The following is an 18872-nucleotide window of genomic DNA, read 5'->3' as shown; positions in this document are numbered from 1 at the left end:
CGATCATGCCCAGTCGTCCGCCCATCCCGCGCTGCATCGATTGCGACTACCGCCTTGAGGGACTGGTCGAGAATCGCTGTCCGGAGTGCGGCCGGACCTTCGACCCGACGGATGCAGCCACCTTCACGGTGGAGCGCCGGCCGTCGCGCGGCTGGCTCATCGCGACGGGCTTTGTCTGGTGCTATCCGCTGCTCTGGAATCTGCTGTGCCTGTTCACCTGGTTCGTCGCCTGGATGCACCTGGGACACGCGCCGCAGGCCTGGATCGACGATCCGAATTCGATCTCGTCTCTCGTCGATGTGCTGGTCTTTATCTCGGTGCTGGCGATCGGATTCGTGCCCGTGGCGCTGATGTGCGCCATCGCGGCCAACCTGTGGCTCGGACGCGCTCTGCGCCTGTCTGTGGGGCGGCAGATCCTGCTGCACATCGCTTTCGTCGCCTTCTGGTTGACCCAACTGGCGGTCATTCGCATCGACCCGCTGGGCGTCGGGACGTGGCTGATGGACTGACGCCGGCTCGGCGCATTTTCAGGAAAAGTTCCCGTCTCGGCTCGCCGGTCGCCGGCCCATATACTGCCCGGCACCGGAGTGCGTTGGATCGAGATTCACCAGCCGAATGCGGAGAAAACCATGCCGTCTGCCATCACCATGACCCCCAAGGGTCTCAACGTCCCCGACCAGCCCATCCTGCCCTTCATCGAAGGCGACGGCACCGGGCCGGATATCTGGCGCGCCAGCGTCCGCGTCTTTGATGCCGCGGTGCAGAAGGCCTACGGCGGCAAGCGGAAAATCCAGTGGCAGGAAGTCCTCGCCGGCGAGAAGGCGTTCAACAAGACCGGCAACTGGCTGCCCGACGAGACGCTCGCCGCGTTCAAGCAGTACCTCGTGGGCATCAAAGGCCCGCTCACGACGCCCGTCGGCGGCGGCATCCGCTCGCTCAACGTGGCGCTGCGGCAGATGCTCGATCTTTACGTCTGTCTGCGGCCGGTGCGGTGGTTCACGGGTGTGCCTTCGCCGGTGAAGAAGCCGCAGGACGTGGACATGGTGATCTTCCGCGAGAACACCGAAGACATCTACGCCGGCATCGAGTACGCGGGCGGCACGGCCGAGTGCCAGAAGATTCTCAACTTCATGGCCGAGCACTTCCCCAAGGAGTTCAACAAGATCCGCTTCGGCAGCCAGGAGAAAGCCGACGCATGGCAGAAGGTGCTCGAAGGCATCGGGGCTCCTCATCGCGACGTCAAGGTCGAAGTCGGCATCGGCTTCAAGCCCGTGTCCTACCTCGGCACCGAGCGCCTCGTGCACAGCGCCATCGGCTACGCGCTCAAGAACAAGCGCAAGAGCGTCACGCTGGTGCACAAGGGCAACATCATGAAGTTCACTGAAGGGGCGTTCCGCGAGTGGGGCTACAAAGTGGCCACCACGTTCTATCGCGGCCAGACAGTGACCGAGCGCGAAACCTGGATCCTCGACAACAAGGAGAGCGATCCGAATCTTTCCAACGAAGCCAACGCGAAGATGATCGAGCCCGGCTACGAGATGATGACGCCCGATCAGCAGCGCAAAGTGGTCGGCGAAGTCGAGACGGCTCTCAAACTCTGGCCCACGCACGGCGACGGCAAGTGGAAGAACATGCTGCTCATCAAGGACACCATCGCCGACATCACCCTTCAGCAGGTGCTCACGCGCGCCAAAGAGTTCGATGTCCTTGCCACGATGAACCTCAACGGCGATTACATCAGCGACGCGCTAGCGGCCCAGGTCGGCGGCATCGGCATCGCGCCCGGCGCGAACATCAACTACATCACCGGCCACGCGATCTTCGAAGCGACGCACGGGACGGCGCCCAAGTACGCCAACAAGGACCAGGTCAATCCCGGCTCGGTGATCCTCTCAGGCGAGATGATGCTGCGCTACCTGGGCTGGACCGAGGCGGCCGATCTCATCATCAAGGGCATCGACGGCGCCATCAGCGCCAAGACGGTCACCTACGACTTCCACCGCATGATGGAGGGCGCGACCAAGCTCAAGTGCAGCGAATTCGGCGACGCGATCATCAAGCACATGGGCTGATTCGGAGTGCGGCAGATAATTGAGATGAATGCCGGGAGGTCGTTTCTGCGACGGACTGGGCTCTTGCAAGCATCACCGTAAGCCATCAGGCTCCATTGTCATTGGGAGACAGTCCATGCGCCGGCGCCAACTCGCGTGCTTCATCGGCATCGTTGCACAGCTGCTTGCGATTTCCGCCGTCCAGGCGCAGTCGTCTGAAGCACCCTGGCCGTTCATCTCGATGAACCAGACGTTGCGGGAGGCCAAACCCCAGGCACCGTTGATCGCGCTGCTTGACCTGCGCCAAGGCGAGCAGCGGGCGATTGATGAAGGCAAGTGGGCGTCGTTGCTCTTTGATCTCGAAGCGACGGCGGCGACCCTTGCGGGCGATTATACGAAGGCGCTGGAAGCGGAAGCACGTTTCTACGAGCACCAACCACCGCACACCGGCGGAGAAGTGGACCTGAGCGCCTACCACGCGGTACCGGCCATCAGCACCGTGCTCGAGATGAGCAGGCAACGCCGTGTCGTGATGCTCAATGAAGAGCATCGCGTCTCGCTTCAACGGGCCTTCCTCGCCGAGACGATCGAGGACTTCCACCGCCTCGGGTTTACCCACCTCGCGATGGAGACCCTGACAAGCAAGGATCCGGCGATCATCAAAGCCCAAGGGTGCGCGCTTACCAGCACGGGGTTTTACACCAAGGACCCCGTGCTGGCCGAAGCCGTTCGACGGGCACTGGCGGCTGGAATGGAGGTTGTCAGCTACGAGCCTGACTCCGCGACGATAGGACCTGAGCCCGGAGATCGAGATCGCCGTTCGGGAGAGAGTCTGGCCAAGTTGCTGCATGACGATCCCGAAGCGAGAGTTCTCGTCTATGCGGGTCGGTACCACATCGCAGAGACTGGTGACGCGCAGTGGAAGCCGATGGCCGCCATCCTCCGCGAGCGGACCGGGATTGATCCGCTCACGGTCGACCTGAGCCTCATGCGCGAGTGCCAGCGCCGCGCCGATGAACACTCGGCGTATCGCGCGGCCGAACGTCTGCAGTTGCTCGGAAATGAGCCAGTTGTCCTGGCGAACGGTGAAGGCGAGTTCTACACGAGTATGCCCGGTCAGATTGATGTGCAGGTCTTCTTCCCCCGCACATCTTTTATCCATGGCCGCCCCGACTGGCTTGATCTCGGCGGCCGGCGCGCGGTCGTCGATCTGGAGCCGCTTGCACCCGAGTCGAGTGAGCCGCTCTTTGTCCGCGCCGACCGCGTGGGAGCGCCTCCCGATGCCGTTGCAGCCGACCAGGCCATTCTCTGGCCCGATGATCCGACGCCAGCGTTGTTGCTCGCGCCGGGGGAGTATTCCATCCGGTTCTTCACGCGGAATGGTCCGATCGGCTCCGAAGTACGCCAGGTGGTTGCGGCGCCGGGCCCCGAGAAGGCGGAATCGCCGGCAAGATGAGTTCAATGTGCGTTATTGGGGTTGTCTCGAAAGCAGCGGCCGCCGGCAGACCGACACAACGACACGATCTCGATCTGCTCGGTGCCGACGATCTGACGAGCGCCCTGAATGAACCCGAACCGGGAGTAAAGCGCCAGGGCTGCCGTATTGCGCAGCGCGGTCGAGACCGTGAGGTCGTGCGCTGGATAAGTGTCGATGAGCGCCTGCAGGAGGCGGCGACCCACTCCACGCCGCAGATGCGTCGGCATCACCACGAGCGAGCCGATATGTAGCGTGTCGCGCGGCGCGACTGACTCGCGCTCGACGCCGATGACCCCGATGATCGTGCCGTCGATGAACGCGGCGAGGAACTGCTCTGGCGATGTCCGGATAGATTCTGCGGTGCGCTCGAGCGGCTCGAATCGTCTCACTCCGATCCGCCTCGCCTCGAGCGCGTATGCCGCCATCCACACCGCGTGGATGGATCGGGCAATGTCGGGTGACCGGTGATCGATGGTCTCAATGGTCAGACCAGCCATGATCGCTCTCCACTCAATCGTCCTCGCGGGCAACGTGCCTCGAAAGGCCGCGGAAATGCTAGCGATGGTGGGCCTCCCGTTGCCGCTCGCGGTCGCCGAAGGTGCAGCGTCGCTCACTGTCCGCCACCGAACCAATGATGCGTTCAGGTTCTCGATGCCCAGCGCGCGATCTTGGACATAGATGACCGCGACGAAATCGTGTCGCGGTGCGCCGCAATAATCAGCACATGCCAGATCCGGCTCTCCAAGCAGACGTGGTCGTGGTCCGCTGCTATTCGCGCTCCGGGCGCTGGGGGCTCGTCGCGGCCGCGGGCCTGATGACGCTCGTCACGGCTTTGCTCGTGCCCGGCTTCTGGTCAATGGGCCCGACGACGTTGTCGGTTGTCTTCTCGCTGATTCTGCTGAGCCTGACTGTGCTGGCGATGACCATTGCCGCAGCGAGCCTGCTGAACACGATCCGCATTCGCGTGGTGGCTGGTGATGTAGTGATCGAATCGGGTCCGGTGCCGTGGAATGCGTCGCGCGTCATTGCTGCGGCGAGCATCGAGCAGTTGTACGTGCAGCAGGCGCCGCTGGGCAAGCCCTTCTGGCTGAGTCTCGGCGGGCCGTACGACGTCAAGGCGAGACTGAGCGACGGGCGATGGATCACGCTGGTGTCCGGCTGCTGGACGGCCGAGGACGCACAGCGCGTCGAGCGCCTGGTCGAACGGATCCTCGATCGGCGCGACGAGTACGGGCAGATCGACGACGATGAGCGCTCGGAGGTTTTCGCCGACTGGCAGAAATCGCTCGGCCCGCGGCCGTCGTGGCTGAAGGTGCATGAGCAGGAGGCGCTGGTGAATATCTGTTATCGCGACACCACGGCGCGACTCGTGCTGCATGCATCGGCAGGCGCTGCCCTGGCGGCTGCCGGCATCTGGGCGCTGTCGCATTGGTCATTGAGCGGCTTCGATGCGGCGCTGTGCGTGATCGTCGCGACCGTCGGCGTCGTCGGCGTGATCGTGACGCTCGCTCGGCGATCGACCATCATCGTGAATGCAACACACATCGCCCGCGCCGCCACCTGGCCGCTGTCGAAGTTGCACCAGGTCGCCATCGAGCGCAGGCTGGTCCATTCTCTGGATTGCCGCAGCAGGACAGTGACCAAGCGTCTCTGGAAACGGCATGGGTCGTGGGATCGGCGTTACAACTCGATCCGCTATCGGCGGTACTGGGTCGTGGCGTACAGCGCCGAACTGGGCCACTTTCGAATCACCGATGACCTGAAGACTCGGCGCGAGGCGCTGCATCTGATGAACGAAATCGGCCAGGCGCTGCGAGTCGTCGCCGCGACCACGCCGTGGTTGGAAGGTGAGGACGGTGATACCCGAGACTGTGGTGGGGGGCGATAGAACCGTCCTATCCTCCAAGGGTGGCGTGAATGGTGCCGCAATAGGGCCCCCCTCCGTACGTTGATCTGCCGGACGCATTGTGACTTGTGAACTCAGCACAGCGCAGAGTGAGCGCTGCAGTTCGGCCTCAAACCTGTGGAGATCATCATGAAACTCAATTCCAGACGCAACATGTTCGCGGCGATCTTTGGCTCGGTGGTGCTGAGCCTGCCCGTGGCCGCGTCGGCGCAGCAGCCCACCGACCTGCCGCCGCCGACCGATCAGCCGGCGCAGCCCGAGGCGCGGCCGCAGCGGCAGATGCGCCGGCAGCGCTTGCTGCAGCGCGACCAGCAGGCGCCGCCTCCAGGCGCGCCAGGTCAGGGTGAAATGCAAGGCGAGCCCGCCTTTCCCGAGGAGATGCCGCCGCCGCCCTCGTCGATGGATCAGCCGCAGTTCGGTGCGCCGCCGATGCAGCGCGGAAGGGGACAGCGCTTCGACGCCGCAGGCCCGCGCGGCCAAGGCCGCGCTCTGGCGCCGGGCGGCCGGCCGCGCGGACCCGAGGCGCGGCAGTTGCGGCGTCAGATGCGTCATGAGCGAATTCAGCAGCGGCGCCTGCGCCGGCTGAATGAGCGCGGCATGGCGATGCAGGGTCAGCAGGGCTGGGGGCCGCCGCAAGGCCCGCCGCCGCGTCCGATGGGTCACCAGCGCTTTGACGGACAGGGATTCGGTCGCGGCCCCGGCGCCGGGCCGGGTATGCCGGGACGCCCGATGGGCCAGTGGGACCCGCGCGGCCCGATGCCGCCGGGAACGGCCGGCCCGCAGGGAGGCATGCGCCAAGGCTTCGGTCCGCCCCCCGGCGGGCCGCATGGCATGATGCGGCCCGGCCCGATGCAGCCGAGAATGCACGGCGGCGGTCCTCCCGACAAGAAGCCCGGCGATGGTCAGCCGTTCATGGGCGGCGGCGGACCCGGGCAAAAGCCCGGCCCGGTGCAGCCGAACATGCGAGATGGCGGCGGCCCTCCGAGCAAGAAGCCCGGCGGCGGCGGACCTCCCGGAGGCAAGCCCCGAGCGATGCAGTCGCCGACGGGTGGCGGCGGCGGGTCCAGTGAGAAACCCCAGTCTTCGCCGGGACACATGCAACCGCTCATGGGTGGCGGTGGCGGGCCAGGCGAGAAGCCCCAGTCCCCTCCGGCGGGTCCGACGGATCCCATCGACTGGTAAGCGACACGATCGCCCGCAACAACCCCGATCACAGGCGAAGCGCTCCTCACCTTCCGGAGCGCTTCGTTCGTTTCTCGCCGCGCCGCCGGTCGCGGGCGATCGCCGGTTCTGGTAGAGGTCTGTTGATCAAACCAGTCATTCCCGCGCGGGCGGAATCCACGATGCACCACTCGCAATCCAACCCGGAGTGCATCCGCTTGCACGTTCGTGGATGCCTGCCTGCGCAGGCATGACGGTGCTGGCGCATCTTTGGGCAACAGACTTGGTACACTATGAGCGTGGTCGAACCGCCGCCGATCATTCAGCCTTCCGGCTACGCCTGCATCGAATGCGGCTATGACCTGTCCGGCACCGCCATCGGCGGCCAGTGCCCGGAGTGTGGCCGGGCGATTGTGGACTCGCTGCGAGCGCGCCAGAGCGAGATGCCTGCCTCGTCGATGCCCGTCACTTCGCTGATTCTGGGCATCCTCGGCGTCGTCGCGTGTTCCTTGTGCGCCCCGGCTGCGTGGTACCTGGGCGCAAAAGCGCGTCGCGACATTCGCGAGGGCGCTGTCAGCGCAGCCGGCCAGGGGATGGCCACAGCCGGTTGGATTCTCGGGATGATCGGCACAGCGCTGATAGGTGTTTCGCTCCTGTTCTTAGTGATCAGCATGAGCCAACCGTTTTGACGGGCATGGCGACAGACCGCGCCAATGCGACATTCGTCTGCAAGCGCTGTCAAGGCGCACTGGTCGGTGTCGCCGTCGGAGGCGTCTGTCCGGCGTGCAAGACTTCTGTGGTCGAATCACTGCGATCGGAGGAGGCGGGTTGCAAGCGCTCCGTCGCCGCGACGAACAGCCTGATTCTCGCCTTAGTCGGTGCGTTCATTCCGCTCTGCGGAATCATGGCGTGGCGCCTTGCGGTCAAGGCTCGACATGAAATGCGCGCGGGCGGTTATGATAACGCCAGCCGCGTCAGCGCGGCGCTTGGCCTTGTGTTTGGTGTGATTCAGACAGTGCTCCTGCTCGGTTGGGCGGCAATCATGGTCGTCGGGCTGATCCAAAACATCTGGTAGCCGCGGGGCAACGAGAGGCGGCCGGGTTCTGGTCCCGGTACACTATCGACGTGGTCGAACCGCCGCCGATCATCCAGCCTTCCGGCTACGCCTGCATCGAGTGCGGCTATGACCTGTCCGGCACCGCCATCGGCGGCCAGTGCCCGGAGTGTGGCCGGGCGACCGTGGACTCGCTGCGCGGGCTGCCGGTTGCCACGCCGAACTCTTCGCTGCCCGTGACGGCCCTGGTGCTCGGAATCGTGAGCATCGTCTCCTTGTTTGTGTGCATGCCGCTGGTCATCTGCGGGCCGTTCGCTCTGGCCCTGGGCTGGAAGGCGCTGCGCGACATCCGCTCCGGAGCCATCGTCGGTTCCGCAGGCATGGCGATGGCGGGAATCGTGATGGGAACGCTCGGTTCCGTGCTGGTGGTGTTCTTCGTCGCGATCATCTTCGCTGCATTTGCAAGCACCGCGTTCTGATCGTCACCCGGCGGCGACGGTTTCATAGAGTCGCGCGTAAGTCTCTCCAAGAACATCCACCGACGCAACCGCGCGAACGTGCTCTCGCGCTGCGTCAGCCATCGTCGCGCGCCTGGCGCGATTGCTCCACAGGCCGAGCCAGGCGCGGGCGATCTCATCGGGCTGGCCAGGCGGCACCAGCGCCATCATGGAATCATCGAACCAGTCGATGACGCCGGGGATTCGCGTGGCGATGCACGGCGCACCGGCCGCGGCCGCCTCGAGCAGCGCGTTGGGGCACCCTTCGCGCTCCGACGGGAAGAGAAACAGGTCCGACGAGTGCAGCAGGCAAGCCCCATCGCCGACGGGACCATGAAACACCGCGCTTGAGCCGGCGGCTTCGAGAGCGGCGCGCATCGATCCGTCGCCGACGATGTGCAATTCAGCCTCGCCATGCGCCGCCCGCACGATCTCCAGCGCGGCAAGCAGGTCGCCGATGCGCTTGCGCTCTTCGAGCCGACCGATGTAGATCGCGCGGACCGCAGCCGGCCGAATCGCCGCAGGCGCCTCGGGCACGCGCACGGCATTGGGCAGCCGCATGATGCGCTGCGGCTCGATGCCGACTGACCGCAGTTCATCCTCGATCGCGGCGCTGAGTGCGATGAACATCTCAGCGGCGCGGATGATCGACCAGGCCGACTTCATCATCCTCTGTTGGCGACGCAGTCGCCACGGCTCAAACGCGCGGCGGGCTGCAACTTCCGGCGGATTCGCCTGTGGGTCGGCAAAGTGCAGCGCATCGCCCTGCGTGGCGACCTTCACCAGCGCGGCGATCCCGCGAGACCGGGCCCGCTCCACCACGGCCGCCGAGAACGGATCGATCGCGTGCACGTGAAGGAGGCGCACGCCGCTGAGGGCTCGGTCGATCGCCCGCAGCGACGCCCGGCCGAGACGCCACGGCACGGCGCGCAGCGCAGCATCTCCGGTGCGGCCCTTGAGTTGCAGCGCGTGATCGGAATGGGTGATGATTGAGACGCCAGCCCCGGCTCGCGCCTGATGCGTGGCCAGCAGCAGCGCCTGGCGCTCGTAGCCGCCGATCCGGGTGGCCATCGGAACAACGTGGGCGACCTGAATCGGCATCGGCGGGATTCTACAATGGGGTGGTCCCCAGACGACCTCCCGCCTCGACCGACGTGCAGCACCATGCCGAGGTCCCCGTGACGCGAATCGAACCCAGGATAGATGGCGGCCTCGTCGCAACCACGCTCCGCCACACCGGCGACACGCTCCACTGGCTCGGCAGGCGCTTTGGCGGCAGCGGCCGCGGGCACGTCACCCGCCGCGTGCTGGAAATCTGGCGCCAGGGCGGGCGATCGCGCCTGCGCGACCATTTTCTCGCCGAGCAGGCGGCGGCCAGGCGCGACACGCGCTACCAGCGGTGGATGGCCGAGATGGAGCCCGGCCTGCTGGCGACAGTGCGGCTCGATGACGAGCTGATCCGTCGCGGACCGTCTTTCACGATCATCGTTCCCGTGTACAACACCGATCCCGCGATGCTGCGCGCCTGCGTCGAATCGGTCCTCGGCCAGACGTATCCGAAGTGGTCGCTCGTGCTCGTCGATGATGCATCCGAGCGCGCTGCGACGATCGAGACGCTGCGCGAACTGGGCGAGCGCGATGATCGCGTGGCGCTGATCCGCCGGGCGCAGCAGGGGGGCATATCCCAGGCGACCAACTCCGGACTGGACGCGGCGACCGGGGAGTTCATCGCCCTGCTCGATCATGATGACACACTCAGCGTGCACGCCCTCGCGGCGATCGCGGCGCGGCTTGCCGCCCAGCCCGCAGTGGACGTTCTCTACAGCGATGAAGACAAGATCGACGAGCGCGGCAGGCGGCACACGCCGGTGTTCAAGCCGGCGCTGAGTCCGCATTACCTCTTTACGAGCAACTACTGCTGCCACCTGCTGGTGGTCCGTGCCGATCTCATGCGCCAAATCGGCGGTCTGCGCGCTGAATTCAACGGCGCGCAGGATTACGACCTCGTTTTGCGCTGCCTCGAACGCGATGCGATGTTCGCACACGTGCCGCTGGTGCTCTATCACTGGCGCACGCACCGTGATTCGACTTCGGGCGCGGGAAGCGCCAAGCCATATGCGGCCGAAGCGGGGCGGCGCGCCCTGGCCGCGTTCATGGAGCGAAGCGGTGTTGCTGCGAGAGTCGAGCACAGCCCCTTTCTGCTCTCGTACCGCGCGCGGCCGGGCGTCAGCGTAGATGATCAGGTGCAGGTCGTGCGCACCCGATCCGACGGCGGCGTAGTCGAGCACGATTGGAGCGATCCGCAGTCGAGCCGTGGCTTGCGCTGGGTTCTGTTCCTCTCTGAAGACATTGGCGGCATCAGCGCCGGGCAGGTGCGCGCGCTGGTCGAGGCCGCGAAACTGCCCCGCGCTGGAGCCGTGGGCGGCGTCGTGCTCACGCGGGATGATCGCATCGACGACGCCGGGTGGCTCGTTGACGATTGCGGGCGCGCCAGAGCTCGCTATCGAGGCGTTCGCGCGGCCGATCCCGGCGCCGGCTGGGCGCTGCGGCTGCCGCGCAACGTCTCGTTCGTCGGCCCGCAGTGCCTGCTGGTGGAGCGATCGCAGGTGCAGCGCATCCTCGGTGCGCCCGACTCGCCTCAACCATGGTTCATCAACCTCGCGCTGGCCATGCGGCGGCAGGGGCGGCTGGCGCAGATCGTCGGCGAGGTGCAGGTGCGCCGCGCCCGGCCGGGGATGAGCGGCGTCGCGCCGCAGTGCGGGCTCGAGTTCGACGGCTTGTTCAGCGATCACCTGCAGTACGTCGAGCCGCGGTATGCACCGCTGGAATCACATGGCACTGAATCTGCAGCGCCGAGCGTTGAAGGGGAGGGCCGATGTGCGGCATCGTCGGCCTGATTGATCACGGCCACCAGTTTGACGATCGCGCTCTGGGCGCGCTGGTCGTGCGCATGCGCGATCGTCTGACCCATCGCGGGCCGGATGATGCCGGGTTGTTGCTCGAGCCGCGGCTGCGCCTCGCGCTGGGTCATCGCCGGCTGAGCATCGTCGATCTCACCGACGCGGGCGCCCAGCCGATGACCAGCGCCTGCGGGCGCTACACCATCGTGTACAACGGCGAAATCTACAACACCGATGAACTCCGGGCCGGCCTGCCGCACGTCCGCTGGCGCGGCCACAGCGACACCGAAGCGCTCCTTGAACACCTGGCCCGCCGCGGCCCCGAGGGTGTCGCCGACCTCAACGGCATGTTCGCCTTCGCCTTGCTCGATCGCCAGCGCGATGAACTCATCCTCGCGCGCGATCGCTTCGGCCAGAAGCCGCTGTACTACACCTGCGGCGACCACTGGTTTGCCTGCGCATCAGAACTCTCGGCGCTGCGAGCGATTCCCTGGTTTGACGCCTCGATCGATTCCGCGGCGCTGGCCACGTACCTGCTGCTCCAGTACGTGCACCAGCCGATGTCAATCCACCCCGGCACGCTGAAACTCCCGCCCGGCTGCTGGATGCGTGTGCAACTCGGATTGCAACCCCGCGCCGGCCAGCCGCAGCGCTACTTCGACTGGTCACCCGACGACGGCGCCGAGCGGCTCGACGGCGTGCGCGATGTGGCCAGTCTGCTCGATGAACTCGATGCGCTGCTCACCCGTGCCGTGCGCCGCCGGCTGGTGAGCGATGTGCCCCTGGGCGTGCTGCTCAGCGGAGGCGTGGATTCGGCCCTGATCGCCTCGGCCATGCGCCGCTGCATCGATGGACCGGTGCGATCGTTCAGCATCGGCTTCGACGAAAGCGCCGAGAGCGAGCATGAAGAAGCGCGCCACGCCGCCGCGCAGCTCGGCACGATCCACACCGACGACGTGCTCAAACCCGATGTGCTCGATCTGCTGCCGACCGTGGTCGAACGCCTCGACGAGCCGCTGGGCGACAGCAGTTGCCTGCCGACCTGGCTTCTGGCGCGCCTGGCCAGGCGCGATGTCAAGGTCGTGCTCAGCGGCGACGGCGGCGATGAACTCTTCGGCGGCTACCAGCGCTACGCCGAGACGTTGCGCGAGCAGGCCAATCTCGCTCATCGCCTTCGCTACGTCGCCAGCCGCCGACAGCGGTGGAACCCGGCGGATGCCTACTGCTCGCCGCGCTTCTGGATGTTCATGCCCGAGCAGATCGGCGCGTGGATGGGCGTGATGCCGCTCACGGCACTCGACGTCGCCAACGCGATGCGCGAAGACATGTCAGGCGCCGCGCCGCTCGTCCATCGCATGCGGCGTCTGGATGTGCACACCTATCTGCCCGGCGCGGTGCTCGCCAAAGTGGATCGCATGACCATGGCGCACGGGCTCGAAGCGCGCAGCCCGTTTCTCGATCCGGACGTCGCAGCCTTCGCCGCCCGCCTGCCCTCGCGCCTGGCCGGCACGGCCCAGCGGCTCAAGCCAATGCTGCGCGACCTGCTGGCGCGGCGGCTGCCCGCCGAGTGGGCGCAGCGGCCCAAGAAAGGATTCGGCCTGCCCTCCGCCTCGTGGAGTCGGTCGAGCATGATCGATCTTTGCGACGAATTGCTGCTCGCCGGCGATGGGCGCTGTCGCGGTCTGCTCGACTGCAAAGCGCTGTCCGGGTGGGTCAATGCGCAGCGCCGCCCCGAGTCCTTCAGCGTCTACCAGGTCTGGACCATGCTCGTGCTCGAACTGTGGCTCCGTCGGCTCGACGATCAGCCGGCGCCGCCGAGCGTGCAGACTGTTACCCTCGCCCAGCCGGTGAGCCGCTGAAGCCATGGCGACGGCGGCACGACTGCTCGCGCATGTCCTCTCCGGCGACCGCCGCACGCCTGCGGCGCTGGAGCGCACCTCGCTCATCCTCGTCGCGCAGGGCCGGCTCGACCAGACCGAACTGCGGCTGCTCTTCCCGCGGTTGCAGCGATGCGTGATCATCCAGGACGACGCCACGGCAGAACTGCTCCCCGAAGTTGCCGGCGCCTCAACGCCGCAACTCCAGCACGTCCGCTGGAACCCGCGGTTGCCCGGCGGATTCGATCGCGACGCCGCGGGTCTGTTGAGAAGCGCCGGCTCGACCGCCGTGTTTCTCAAGCCGCATGGCGAAGCGAGCGGCCGCATGCTGCGCGACCTGCGCCGCGCGGGTGTGCGCTGGGCCATCTTCGACGAGCACGGCCGCTGGCTGCGCGTGTCGATTGCGCAGGCGCTGATCGGCAAAGTCCGCCTCAACGGCGCCATGCCGGGCGCTGACGGCCGGCCGGGCCTGCAACGCCTCGCTTGGACGATTGACCGCTCGGTGCTGCGCGTCGTGCGAGCCGTGGCGATGCACGGGGCGGTCAGCGAGCGAGCGCAGGCCGAGCGTGATGCGGTCCGGCAGTTCGCCGCAGTGTGGCGCCGCTCGCAGCGGCCGGCCGCTGCGGCGCCGAGCGGCAAGCAGGTGCGGCGGATCATGCACTTTGTCAGCAGCCTCGACTCGGGCGGGGCCGAGCGCCAGGTCGTCAGTCTCGCCATCGCGCAGCGGCACGCCGGTCTCGACGCAACCGTGCGAACGCAGACGCCGCTGTCCGGCCAGCACGCGCACTACGCGCCGCTGCTGGCCGAGGCGGGCGTCGAAGCGCGCCAGGCCGGCGCGATGGACATTGCGGCTGTTGACGCGCTGACTGAGTACCTCCGCGCCGACGAGCGGCTGCGGAAACTCATCCGCGCCACGCCGACCTGCATTCGCGACGGAGTGCTCGACGTGCTCGCCGAACTGCTCGCGCACCCGCCCGACGTGCTGCACTGCTGGCTGGATGAGCCCAACGTGCTGGGAGGCATCGCGGGGTTGATCGCCGGTGTGCCGCGCATCATTCTCTCCACGCGCAACGTCAACCCGGCTCACTTTCCCCACCTCCACAAGCCGTGGATGCAGCCGTGCTATCTCCTGCTCGCGGGTGAGTCGCGCATCACGCTGGTCGGCAATTCGAAAGCGGGAATCGAAGACTACGCGCGGTGGATCGGCATCGAGCCGCACCGGTTCGTGCTTCTGCGCAACGCCGTCCCGCCCGAGGCATTCGACGCGCCGGCGGCCGATGATGTCATCGCCGCTCGCGAGCGACTCGGCGTCGCGCCCCATCAGCCGCTCGTGGTCGCCGTGATGCGCCTATCGCAGGAGAAGCGGCCGGATGTGTTCGTCGAAGTCATCCGCCGGCTGCGACTCGTGCACGCCGACTGCACGGCGGCGCTCGTCGGCGTCGGCCCGCTCGCCGCCTCAATTCAGCGTCGAATCGAGTCGCTGCACCTGGAGAGCGCTGTTCATCTGCTGGGTCAGCGGCGCGATGTGCGCACGCTGCTTGCTGCCGCGGATGTCGTGCTGCTGACTTCTGATCATGAAGGCACGCCCAACTGCCTGCTCGAAGCGCTTGCCCTGGCCAAGGGCGTCGTCGCCACCGACGCAGGCGGCACGGCGGAAATCATCGAGCATGAGCGGACGGGGCTGCTGGCCGATCGCGGCGACGTCGGCGCACTCTCCGCCGCCGTCAGTCGTCTGCTCAACGCGCCGGAGTTGCGCGATCAGTTGGGCCGGGCCGGGCGCGAAGTGATCCGCGAAAGATTCAGCCTGCCGGCGATCCTCGAGCGCACGCTCGCCACTTACATCCGCTGACGCGATCAGGAGCGCCAGGAGATCGGATCCTGCCGGTAGAAGCGCGACCACTGGTCGTACAGATCGGTGTCGTACCGGCGCAGATCAGCCGGCCGCTCAAAGAACGTCTCGGTGACGACCGCGAAGAACTCGGCTTCATTCGTCGCGCCGTAAGGGTCGATCGGCCCGGCGCGGCCACGATGGACCTCGCCGACGAACCGGTCGAACGCGCGGCCGAAGACCTCCGCCCACTGCCGGGCGGCGTCGTTGGGCGCGGTGCGCGGATCGGCCTCCGACAGGCCGTATTGCTCGTCGATCTGATGCGCGAACTCGTGCAGCACGACGTTGTGCCCGTCGCGAGCGTTCTCCGCGCCGCTGAGCACATCAGCCCACGACAGCACGAGCGAGCCCTGGTCCCATGACTCGCCCAGTCGCGGCTGATGATCCTCCGCGACCGTGCCGTCGTCAAGGTGCTCCAGGGTGGGCGCGACGTATTCGGTCGGATACACCAGCACCGAACGCAGCAGCGGGAAGTACTCATCTTCGCGGTGGAGCAGCAGCACGCAGGCTTCCGCGGCGATGGTCACGCGGATTTCGTCGGTGATCGCCAGTCCGCCGCAGCCCTCGAAATTCTTCTCGGCGAGGAAGACCTGAATGTGGCCGAGCAGTTCGGCCCGGTCCGCCGGGCCCAGGCGCCGCCACGACCCGCTGCGCCGCTCCAGGATGCCGCGCCATGGCGGCGGGAACGGCCGGGCGCGCAATTTGCGGCGGCGCCGGCGGCGAAAACCCGTGATCCAATGAATGAGTCGCCCGATCGGCACGGCAGATTCTAAGGTGGAAACCTGCGTCCGGTTCGCCAGGTGCACTGCCTGTCTGCCGGCTCATATCATCTGCTCTTCCCGAACGAACCTTGGATCGAGGTCCGCCATGTCGCCGCAGCACGCGTCGATCAACCCGTTCATGCTCGTGCCGCCCGGCCCCGACGTGCCGAACACCGTCAACGTCATCGTCGAAATCCCGAAGGGCCGGCGGAGCAAGTTTGAACTCGACAAGACCACCGGTCTTCTCAAACTCGACCGCTACCTTTATTCCTCCGCGCACTATCCCGGCGACTACGGCTTCATTCCGCAGACGCTGGCCGAAGACCACGACCCGCTTGACATTCTCGTCATGGTCAACGAGCCGACGTTTTCGGGCTGCCTCATCGAGGCCCGGCCGCTGGGGCTGTTTCGCATGACCGATCGTGGCGACAACGACTTCAAGGTGCTCGCGGTCCCCGCGACCGATCCGACGTTCGCCGAATTCCGCGATCTGTGGCGCGTGCCCTCGCACTTCCTGCGCGAGGTAGAGCACTTCTTCGCCACCTACAAGCAACTGGAAGACTCCGGCGACGTGAAGACGCTCGGCTGGCACGACGCCGCCGCGGCCCACGCGGAGATTGAAGAATCCATACGGCGCTACAAGGATTTGCCCTCGCCCGTCGCGGCGGGATCGTAAAAGCCCGCAGGAACAACCAGCAGCGAGCAATCAGCACCATGGCAGAAGCGCAGTTCCATTGGCAGCCTCAACCCGAAGCGCAGGCACTCGTGCGCGAAGTCGTCGATCACCTCCTCTCCCACTGCCCGCGGGCTGCTGAATTGGCCCGGCGCATGCGCCAGGAAACCGCGACGCGCTTTATCGACTGGATCGATTCGATCGAGGTGCCCGCGAGCGATGACTGGGAGTACCGGCTTGGCAAAGTGGGCTTCGCCTGCCGCGAACTCGTGGGTTCGACGCGCGTGCTTACTCATGAAGGCGGCGTGTTTCCGACGTTCGCCGTGTCTGACACTACAGTCCACCGCGTGTTCATCAAGGTCGAGTCGGTGGCCGACTTCATGGCCGCGTGGATGATCAGCAACGACCACGTCATCGAAGGCGAGCCGTTTGCGGCGGTGCGCCGCGCGCCGGTCTTCCACGGCGACGGGGCCGACCTCTGGGCGATCGAGCGGCACGGCTCGCGCAGCATCGTCGTGCCCCCGCCGCAGCCCCAGCGCAGCCTGCAGATGGTCCGGCACTACGAGTCGCTCCGCCGGCGCGAGCGCGAGTGGCCGAATGACGACCAGGGTTTCGCGCGCGTCCGCCTGCTCGTCGATGCGGCGATTGCCGATCTTGGCGCCGACATGGCCTGTGACATCTTCTTCGCCGCAGAACGAGAATACTGGGCTCGCCGCAATCGCGCCGCGCGGATCCAAAAGGGAAGGCAGGATGCCCTGGGCCTGGGCTGGGCAAACCACGATCATCACACGTTCCGCTCGTCCCGCCAGCACTTTCGCAAACTCGTCGCGCTCTTCGAGCGGCTGGGCATGAAGCCCCGCGAGCGCTTCTACGCTGGCGCCGAAGCCGGGTGGGGAGCGCAGGTGCTTGAGCAGCCCGCGTGCGGCATCGTCGTCTTCGCCGACGTCGATCTCTCGCCCGAAGAGGTCGCCGGCGACTTCGCGCACGAACCGCTGCCCGAGCGCCACGAACTCGGAACCGTCGGCCTCTGGTGCGGCCTGCACGGCGAGTCGATCCTGCAGGCCGGCATGCACCACCTCGAATGCCAGTTCGATCACGAGGCGCTGTGCGACCAGTTGCAGGCGGCGGGGGTGAACACCATGTCGCCCTTTACCGATCTGCCCTACCTGCGCCAGGCCTTCTCAGAGGGCGAGCGGTGGAAAGTTTCCGACGCGCGCATCAACCGCCTGCTCCAGGCAGGCCAGATCACGCCGACGCAGGCGAACCAGTTCCGCATGACCGGCGCGATCGGATCCCACCTCGAGAACCTCGAGCGCAACGACGGCTACAAGGGCTTCAACCAGCAGGGCGTGTCGGACATCATCGCGCGCACCGATCCGCGGCGAGAAGCGCCCCAGGCCGAACTGCTCGGGGCGTAGCGCGCACGGCGCGGCGGTGGCGGCAGCCGCTCAGATCGGCGGCGCCGGGTCGAACATCGTGTCGATCTCCGTGTGATTCACATCGTTAAAGTAGTTCGTGAAGAGGTTCACGGCGACGGCGGCGATGGCCTCGACCACGGCTGCATCGTCAAAGCCCGCCTGGCGGAAGGAGTTCAGGTCCGCATCGCTCACCGAGCCTCGCTTCTCCAGGAGCGCGTTGGTAAAGCGCAGCAGGGCCTGGTGGCGCGGGACGGCGGCGCGGCCTTTGCGCGCATCAACCGCGGCGGCTGCGTCGATGCCCACCTTGGCCGCGAGTTTGGTGTGCGCCGCGAGGCAATAGGCGCAGCCCGTGCCCTGGGCGCAGGTCAGCGCGATCAGTTCATGCTCGGCGGGCGTCAGGCTGCCGGCCCGCACGCCGCTGGAGAACTTCAGGAAGGCCTCGAGCACGCCGGGGTTGTTGGCGATGCCCCGGTAGATGTTGAGCTTCTTGTTGGACAGTGGTCCCTCGAAGAGTTCGCGGGCCTTGCCGGATGCGGTGGCGGGGTCGATCACTTTAAGGCGCGGCATGAGATCCTCCAGTTCCCGATCGATGCGGGTCAGAAGCGGACGATTCGACCAGCGCCGCAGCGCGGCGCCAAGCCGCGCGGTCGCAGCGCCCGTCATGCCAGATGTTTCGGGAGAACGGCCAGAGCCGCCAACGGGGAAATGAACCCGTTCGCTCGTCAGCCCGCGGCCGGCGTCTCGCCCACCTCGCCGGCCGGCGTCTCGCCCACCTCGCCGGCCGACGCCATCGCCTCATCGACTTTGCGCATGAGATCGACGTAATCCATCTGCGCCATCTGCATTTCGCGCAACTGCGGGTGCATGGCCACGCGACTCTGCAGGTCAGCCAACTTGTGCTTGTCCTGCACTTCAATGGGTTGGCCGGCTTGCTCCTTTTCGGAGATCGCATCCATGTGCCGGGAGTAGTCCGCCAGCAGCCGCTGCGCGTCGGTATCTTTGCGAACCGCCTTGAGCAGTTCGCGATACCGGGCGACGGCGGGGTGCTCGGCGAGCAGTCGGCCGAGCCGGGTGGCGGCCTCGATGATCTGCGGGGTGTCAGCCATAGGAGTGATGATAGGTTGGGCGGCAGCGCCAGCCGGCCCGGCAATCGTCGCCTCCGTGTCCTTACGCGGGTTTGCTATCATCTGCTTTCTCCCTCCGTGGATG

General features: G+C 66.6%; 18 protein-coding genes. 13 read left to right on the top strand and 5 right to left on the bottom strand.

Features of this window, described 5'->3' with window-relative positions:
- Positions 1-5: 5 nt before the first annotated feature.
- From IT430_00790 to IT430_00780, 3 genes are all read left to right on the top strand, one after another.
- The gene (locus IT430_00790; GenBank protein MCC6906451.1) at positions 6-509 is read left to right on the top strand and encodes a hypothetical protein; all 504 of its coding nucleotides are present in this window, start codon (positions 6-8) and stop codon (positions 507-509) included.
- Between the two features lie 120 nt (positions 510-629).
- On the top strand, positions 630-2072 hold the full coding sequence (gene icd / locus IT430_00785) for an NADP-dependent isocitrate dehydrogenase (protein ID MCC6906450.1): 1443 nt from the start codon (positions 630-632) through the stop codon (positions 2070-2072).
- A gap of 115 nt (positions 2073-2187) precedes the next feature.
- Complete coding sequence (locus IT430_00780; protein ID MCC6906449.1) at positions 2188-3507, top strand: hypothetical protein; 1320 nt, start codon at positions 2188-2190, stop codon at positions 3505-3507.
- A gap of 2 nt (positions 3508-3509) precedes the next feature.
- Here the strand turns inward: IT430_00780 and IT430_00775 are convergent, their stop codons facing one another.
- A complete protein-coding gene (locus IT430_00775) occupies positions 3510-4025 on the bottom strand; it encodes a GNAT family N-acetyltransferase (protein ID MCC6906448.1) in 516 nt (171 codons plus the stop codon).
- A gap of 227 nt (positions 4026-4252) precedes the next feature.
- Between IT430_00775 and IT430_00770 the strand changes: the two genes are divergently transcribed.
- From IT430_00770 to IT430_00750, 5 genes are all read left to right on the top strand, one after another.
- Positions 4253-5416, top strand: coding sequence for a hypothetical protein (locus IT430_00770; GenBank protein MCC6906447.1), 1164 nt, complete (start codon positions 4253-4255; stop codon positions 5414-5416).
- Positions 5417-5563: 147 nt separating this feature from the next.
- Complete coding sequence (locus IT430_00765; protein MCC6906446.1) at positions 5564-6616, top strand: hypothetical protein; 1053 nt, start codon at positions 5564-5566, stop codon at positions 6614-6616.
- Positions 6617-6888: 272 nt separating this feature from the next.
- A complete protein-coding gene (locus tag IT430_00760) occupies positions 6889-7284 on the top strand; it encodes a DUF4190 domain-containing protein (GenBank protein MCC6906445.1) in 396 nt (131 codons plus the stop codon).
- A 5-nt stretch (positions 7285-7289) separates the two neighbouring features.
- A complete protein-coding gene (locus IT430_00755) occupies positions 7290-7670 on the top strand; it encodes a hypothetical protein (GenBank protein MCC6906444.1) in 381 nt (126 codons plus the stop codon).
- A 50-nt stretch (positions 7671-7720) separates the two neighbouring features.
- Positions 7721-8128, top strand: coding sequence for a DUF4190 domain-containing protein (locus IT430_00750; GenBank protein MCC6906443.1), 408 nt, complete (start codon positions 7721-7723; stop codon positions 8126-8128).
- A gap of 3 nt (positions 8129-8131) precedes the next feature.
- Here IT430_00750 and IT430_00745 read toward each other — a convergent pair whose 3' ends face one another.
- A complete protein-coding gene (locus IT430_00745; GenBank protein MCC6906442.1) occupies positions 8132-9247 on the bottom strand; it encodes a glycosyltransferase family 4 protein in 1116 nt (371 codons plus the stop codon).
- A gap of 77 nt (positions 9248-9324) precedes the next feature.
- Here IT430_00745 and IT430_00740 point away from each other — a divergent pair, with 77 nt between their 5' ends.
- The 3 genes from IT430_00740 to IT430_00730 are packed head-to-tail and all read left to right on the top strand — an operon-like array spanning position 9325 to position 14772.
- The gene (locus IT430_00740) at positions 9325-11043 is read left to right on the top strand and encodes a glycosyltransferase (protein MCC6906441.1); all 1719 of its coding nucleotides are present in this window, start codon (positions 9325-9327) and stop codon (positions 11041-11043) included.
- Positions 11022-12905, top strand: coding sequence for an asparagine synthase (glutamine-hydrolyzing) (asnB, locus tag IT430_00735; protein ID MCC6906440.1), 1884 nt, complete (start codon positions 11022-11024; stop codon positions 12903-12905). The genes IT430_00740 and asnB overlap by 22 nt, the downstream gene beginning before the upstream one ends.
- A gap of 4 nt (positions 12906-12909) precedes the next feature.
- Positions 12910-14772, top strand: a complete 1863-nt coding sequence (locus tag IT430_00730; protein MCC6906439.1) for a glycosyltransferase — start codon at positions 12910-12912, stop codon at positions 14770-14772.
- 5 nt (positions 14773-14777) lie between these two features.
- Here IT430_00730 and IT430_00725 read toward each other — a convergent pair whose 3' ends face one another.
- Entirely contained in the window at positions 14778-15572 is a 795-nt protein-coding gene (locus tag IT430_00725) for a zinc-dependent peptidase (GenBank protein ID MCC6906438.1), read from the bottom strand.
- 106 nt (positions 15573-15678) lie between these two features.
- Here IT430_00725 and IT430_00720 point away from each other — a divergent pair, with 106 nt between their 5' ends.
- Entirely contained in the window at positions 15679-16248 is a 570-nt protein-coding gene (locus tag IT430_00720) for an inorganic diphosphatase (protein MCC6906437.1), read from the top strand.
- A gap of 38 nt (positions 16249-16286) precedes the next feature.
- Positions 16287-17663, top strand: coding sequence for a hypothetical protein (locus IT430_00715; GenBank protein MCC6906436.1), 1377 nt, complete (start codon positions 16287-16289; stop codon positions 17661-17663).
- A 30-nt stretch (positions 17664-17693) separates the two neighbouring features.
- Here the strand turns inward: IT430_00715 and IT430_00710 are convergent, their stop codons facing one another.
- Positions 17694-18326, bottom strand: coding sequence for a carboxymuconolactone decarboxylase family protein (locus tag IT430_00710; protein MCC6906435.1), 633 nt, complete (start codon positions 18324-18326; stop codon positions 17694-17696).
- Between the two features lie 59 nt (positions 18327-18385).
- Positions 18386-18769, bottom strand: a complete 384-nt coding sequence (locus tag IT430_00705; GenBank protein MCC6906434.1) for a YlbF family regulator — start codon at positions 18767-18769, stop codon at positions 18386-18388.
- Between the last annotated feature and the right edge of the window lie 103 nt (positions 18770-18872).

The organism is Phycisphaerales bacterium, from assembly GCA_020852515.1.
GTDB lineage: Bacteria > Planctomycetota > Phycisphaerae > Phycisphaerales > UBA5793 > UBA5793.
This window is presented reverse-complemented; position numbering and strand designations above follow the sequence as displayed.